The 1,189-nt window shown below is 58.8% G+C and carries 1 protein-coding gene; it reads right to left on the reverse strand.

Annotation, left to right across the window (positions count from 1 at the left end):
* The coding region (tuf, locus tag QB898_RS13050; protein WP_050715131.1) for an elongation factor Tu at positions 1-1,189 on the reverse strand (1,189 nt) is incomplete at its 3' end.

A 1,189-nucleotide genomic window follows, 5' to 3' on the forward strand; every position in this document is an offset into this window, starting at 1 on the left:
ACTCGATAATTTTTGCCACCACGCCAGCGCCCACCGTGCGGCCGCCTTCGCGGATGGCAAAGCGCAGACCTTCTTCCATGGCAATCGGCGCAATCAGCTTGACCGTGATGCTCACGTTGTCGCCTGGCATGACCATTTCCTTGCCTTCAGGCAGCTCAATAGAGCCTGTGACGTCCGTGGTGCGGAAGTAAAACTGAGGACGATAGTTGTTGAAGAAGGGTGTGTGACGGCCGCCTTCTTCCTTGCTGAGAACATAGACCTCGCCAGTAAAGTGCGTGTGCGGCGTGATGGTGCCCGGCTTGGCCAGAACCTGGCCACGCTCCACTTCTTCGCGCTTGGTACCGCGCAGCAAAATGCCGACGTTGTCGCCTGCTTGACCTTGATCCAGCAGTTTGCGGAACATTTCGACGCCGGTGCAGGTGGTTTTCTGTGTGGGGCGAATGCCGACGATTTCGATTTCTTCGCCAACTTTGATGACGCCGCGTTCCACGCGGCCAGTGACCACGGTGCCACGACCAGAGATGGAGAAGACGTCTTCTACGGGCATGAGGAAGGTGCCGTCCACCGCGCGCTCAGGCGTGGGGATGTAGCTGTCCAGAGCATCTGCCAGCTTCAGGATGGCTTGTTCGCCCAACTCGCCTGTATCGCCTTCCAGGGCGAGTTTGGCGGAGCCTTTGATGATGGGGGTGTCGTCGCCAGGGAATTCGTATTTGGAGAGGAGTTCGCGAACTTCCATTTCCACGAGCTCGAGCAGCTCGGCGTCGTCAACCATGTCGGCTTTGTTGAGGAAGACGATGATGTAGGGCACGCCCACTTGACGGGACAGCAGGATGTGTTCGCGCGTTTGCGGCATGGGGCCGTCAGCGGCAGAGACAACAAGGATGGCGCCGTCCATCTGGGCTGCGCCGGTGATCATGTTTTTGACGTAGTCGGCGTGACCAGGGCAGTCCACGTGGGCGTAGTGGCGCGTGGCCGTTTCGTATTCCACGTGTGCCGTGTTGATGGTGATGCCGCGCGCTTTTTCTTCGGGAGCAGCGTCAATCTGGTCATAAGCTTTGGCTTGGCCGCCAAACTTCTTGGACAGCACGGTCGTGATCGCCGCCGTCAGCGTGGTCTTGCCGTGGTCAACGTGACCAATCGTGCCTACGTTTACGTGCGGCTTCGTCCGCTCGAATTTCTCTTTCGCCAT

Origin of the sequence: Ottowia cancrivicina, from assembly GCF_029813755.1 — a bacterium.
Classification (GTDB): Bacteria; Pseudomonadota; Gammaproteobacteria; order Burkholderiales; family Burkholderiaceae_C; genus Ottowia; species Ottowia massiliensis.